General features: G+C 69.3%; 4 protein-coding genes. 1 reads left to right on the plus strand and 3 read right to left on the minus strand.

From position 1 onward, the window contains the following. The 3 genes from alaS to rpsD all read right to left on the minus strand — a co-directional run. Positions 1–2,537 (minus strand): alanine--tRNA ligase (gene alaS, locus ACM2XV_RS12885; protein WP_487027210.1); only part of this gene is annotated, 2,537 nt, incomplete at its 3' end. Positions 2,538–2,599: 62 nt separating this feature from the next. Continuing rightward, positions 2,600–2,785: a hypothetical protein gene (locus ACM2XV_RS12890; RefSeq protein ID WP_344777800.1), complete on the minus strand. Its 186-nt coding sequence runs from the start codon at positions 2,783–2,785 to the stop codon at positions 2,600–2,602. 93 nt (positions 2,786–2,878) lie between these two features. Beyond that, entirely contained in the window at positions 2,879–3,502 is a 624-nt protein-coding gene (gene rpsD, locus ACM2XV_RS12895; protein WP_344777798.1) for a 30S ribosomal protein S4, read from the minus strand. 161 nt (positions 3,503–3,663) lie between these two features. On the opposite strand from rpsD, the gene ACM2XV_RS12900 reads away from it, so the two are divergent. Then, a partial coding sequence (locus ACM2XV_RS12900; RefSeq protein WP_487027211.1) for an AraC family transcriptional regulator occupies positions 3,664–4,240 on the plus strand: 577 nt, incomplete at its 3' end.

Raw genomic sequence — 4,240 nt, forward strand, 5'->3', positions numbered from 1 at the left:
GCGGTCGAGACGAGCGCGCCCGCCTTGACGCCGGATTCCCGTGCGGCCTGGTTGGTCGCGACGAGAACGATCGGGCGGTCGGACACGGTGGCGGTGAGCGCCACGACGGCCGGGTCGCTGCCGAGCCGCTCGCGCACGCTCATGGCGAGCTGGCGCAGCTCGTCGCCGCCGCGCAGCGAGCCGGCGTCCTGCGCGACGAGGCGGACCGAGCCGACGCGGCTCGCCGTCTCGACGAGGGCGGGCACGCGCTCGAGCAGCTGCTTCGCCTCGAACTGGGCGATCTTCTTCTCGGCGGCCTTGAGGTTCGCGACGAGCTCGGAGATGCGCTCAGGCAGCTTCTCGCGCGGCGTCTTGAGGCTCGACGTGAGCTCGGTGACGATCGCCCGCTCAGCGGCGAGATCGCGGAACGCCTCGATGCCGACGAGCGACTCGACGCGGCGGTTGGTCGAACCGACCGATGACTCGCCGATCAGGTTGATCATGCCGATCTCGGAGCTGCCGGAGACGTGGGTGCCGCCGCAGAGCTCGCGGCTCCACGGGCCACCGATCTCGACCATGCGCACCTGGTCGCCGTACTTCTCGCCGAACAGCGCCATGGCGCCGAGCGCCTTGGCGTCGGCGAGCGGCAGCACGCGGGTCGTGACCTGCAGGTTCTCGCGGATCGCGTTGTTCGAGATCTCCTCGAGCTCGCTGCGGGTCTCGGCCGAGAGCGGCTTGTTCCACGAGAAGTCGAGCCGCAGATAGCCGGCCTTGTTGTACGAGCCCGACTGGTGAGCGTTCGGCCCGAGCAGCTGGCGCAGCGCCGCGTGCACGATGTGGGTGCCGGAGTGCGCCTGGTTCGCACCACGGCGGTATTCCTGGTCGACCACGCTGGTCGCCTTCGCACCGACCCCGACCTCGCCGACGGCGACCCGCACGGTGTGGCTGACAAGGCCGGCGACGGGGCGCTGCACATCGAGCACCTCGAGCTCGTAGCCCGGGCCGACGATCGTGCCCTGGTCGGCGTCCTGGCCGCCGGACTCGGCGTACAGCGAGGTCTCCTTGAGGATCACCTCGGCCGTCTCACCCTCGCGGGCCCGGTCGACCGAGACGCCGTCGACGATGATGCCGAGCACCTCGGACTCCGTCGTGAAGTCGGTGTAGCCGGTGAACACGGTCTCGCCCAGGGTGCGGAACTGGCTGTAGACGGTGAGGTCGGCGATCTGCCCCTTCTTCGCCTTAGCGTCGGCCTTGGCGCGCTGGCGCTGCTCCTGCATGAGCGTGTCGAACGCCGCGCGGTCGACCTTGAGCCCGGCCTCGTCGGCGATCTCGAGCGTCAGATCGATCGGGAAGCCCCACGTGTCGTGCAGCAGGAACGCCGTGTCGCCCGAGAGCTGCGTCTTGCCGGCGGCCTTCGTGTCGGCCACCGCGGTGTCGAGGATCGTGGTGCCGCCCGCGAGCGTGCGCAGGAAGGTCTCCTCCTCGGCATACGCCGCGTGCGAGATGCGCGCGAAGTCGGTCTCGACCTCGGGGTAGGCGCCCTTCATGGCGTCGCGGCTCGCGGTGAACAGCTCGGGGAAGACGGCCGTGTCGACGCCCATCAGCCGCATCGCGCGCACGGTCCGGCGCAGCAGGCGGCGCAGGATGTAGCCGCGGCCGTCGTTGGACGGCGTGACCCCGTCGCCGATGAGCATGAGGGACGAGCGGACGTGGTCGGAGACCACGCGCAGCCGCACGTCGTCCTCGTGGTTCGCGCCGTAGCGCTTGCCCGCGATCTCGGCCGCCCGGTCGAGCACCGGGCGCACCTGGTCGATCTCGTAGAAGTTGCCGACGCCCTGCTTGATGAACGCGATGCGCTCGAGACCCGCACCCGTGTCGATGTTCTTCTGCGGCAGCTCGCCGACCACCGTGAAGTCGTACTTCGACTTCACGTCCTTGATCAGGTACTGCATGAACACGAGGTTCCAGATCTCGACGTAGCGGTCGTCGTCGGTCGCGGGGCCGCCGTCGACGCCGTAGGCCGGGCCGCGATCGAAGAAGATCTCGGAGCAGGGGCCGGCGGGGCCGGGCTGGCCGGTCGACCAGTAGTTGGTGTCCTTGCCGAGGCGCTGGATGCGCGCCGGGGATGCCCCGACCTTCAGCCACTCGTTGTAGGCCTCGTCGTCCTCTTCGTAGACCGTGAACCACAGGTCCTTCTCGTCGAAGCCGAGGCCGCCCGCGCTCTCGGGCGTCAGCAGCAGGTCCCAGGCATACCGGATCGCCTCGGCCTTGAAGTAGTCGCCGAACGACCAGTTGCCGAGCATCTGGAAGAAGGTGCCGTGCCGGGGCGTCTTGCCGACCTCTTCGATGTCGAGGGTGCGGATGCACTTCTGCACATCGGCGACGCGCGGGTAGGGCGCGGGCACGACGCCCGTGAGGTACGGCACCCAGGGCACCATGCCGGCGATCGTGAACATCAGCGACGGGTCGTCGCTGATGAGCGAGGCGGACGGGACGATCGTGTGGTCGCGCTGCGCGAAGAAGTCGAGGAAGCGGCGGTGGATCTCAGAAGTGAGCATCGAGAGGGGGTTCTACCTGGGTGCGTTCGTGAATGTGCGGGCGGGGCGGTGCGGAATCGGGTTCAGTCCTCGGGCGAGCGCAGCTCGGCCTCGCGGGCGTGGTACCCGTCGGCCACGGCGGCGCCGAACTCGCGCGCCTTCGCGTCGAGGTCGTGGAAGAAGCGCTGCCCCTGCTCGGTGCGGTTGAACTGGTGGGCCGCGACGAATCCGAGGACGACGCCGAATGCAAGCGCGAGGAAGGTCTTCATGGTTCTGCTCCGTAGTCCGCGTGAGTTAAAGCCGAAGAGCGGATGCCGTACGGCATCCGCTCTCCAGACTATCGGTGCTGAATACCAGCGCTCTTAGCGAGCTGCGTAGTACTCGACGACCAGCTGGGTCTCGCACTGCACGGGGACCTCGGCGCGCTTCGGCTCGCGCACGAGGCGGGCCTGCAGCTTGTCGATCTCGACCTCGAGGTAGCCCGGGACCTTGGGCAGGACGTCGAGGTGGCCGCCGGCCGCCGCGACCTGGAAGGGCTCTGTGCCCTCGGACTTGGGCTTGACGTGGATGAGCTGGCCCGGCTTCACCTTGAACGACGGGCGGTCGACGATCTTGCCGTCGACGAGAATGTGGCGGTGCACGACGAACTGGCGGGCCTGCGCGGTGGTGCGGGCGAAGCCGGCACGAAGCACGAGCGCGTCGAGGCGGGTCTCGAGGGCCTCGACCAGGTTGTCACCGGTCATGCCGGCGCGACGGTGCGCGTCGTTGAACGCGATGCGGAGCTGCTTCTCGCCGAGGCCGTACTGGGCGCGCAGGCGCTGCTTCTCGCGCAGACGCACGGCATAGTCGCTGTCGGCCTTGCGCTTGGTGCGGCCGTGCTCGCCGGGGGCGTAGGGGCGCTTCTCGAGGTAGCGCGCAGCCTTCGGGGTGAGCGGGATGCCGAGGGCGCGGGAGAGGCGGGTCTTGCTACGTGACTGGGAGGACACGTGTTTCCTTTCGATTCTGTGATCTCCGCTGAGGAGCGCGTGCTTCGAAGCGCACGTGAACCGCCTCTGTGTGAAGCGGTCATCGTCTAATGGGATCTGTCGCCTGAGCGACGTGCTGCCGGGCCGAAAGGCTCCGAGACAACCCGGCTAGATTACCAGACGTGCCCGAACCATTGCGCCGCGTCGCCGTGCTGGTGCTGGAGGGCGCGAAGCCACTGGACGTCGGGATTCCCGCGCAGGTCTTCACCACTCGCGCCAGCATGCCCTACGAGGTGCGCGTGTGCGGTTCGGCGCCCGGGCTGGTCGCCGGGGGCGACGGTCTCTCCTACCACGTGGCGCACGGCCTCGAGGCGCTCGAGTGGGCCGACATCGTCTTCGTGCCCGGCTATCGCTTCCCCGATCGGGAGGAGCCGCCGGCCCCGGCGGTCGCCGCTCTGCGGGCAGCGCACGGCCGCGGCGCGACGCTCGCCGCCATCTCCACCGGCGCGTTCGCCCTCGCCGCCACGGGGCTGCTCGACGGCAAGCGCGCCACGACGCACTGGCACTACACGAAGGCGCTCGCGGCGAGGCATCCGCTCGTCACGGTCGACGAGAACGTGCTCTTCGTCGACGAAGGCGACGTACTCACGTCGGCGGGCGCGGCATCCGGCATCGATCTGTGCCTGCACATTCTGCGGCGCGAGCAGGGCGTCGCCGTGTCGAACCATGCGGCGCGCCGGCTCGTCGCCGCGCCGTATC

The sequence above is a fragment of the Gryllotalpicola sp. CP2-P1 genome, assembly GCF_057512245.1.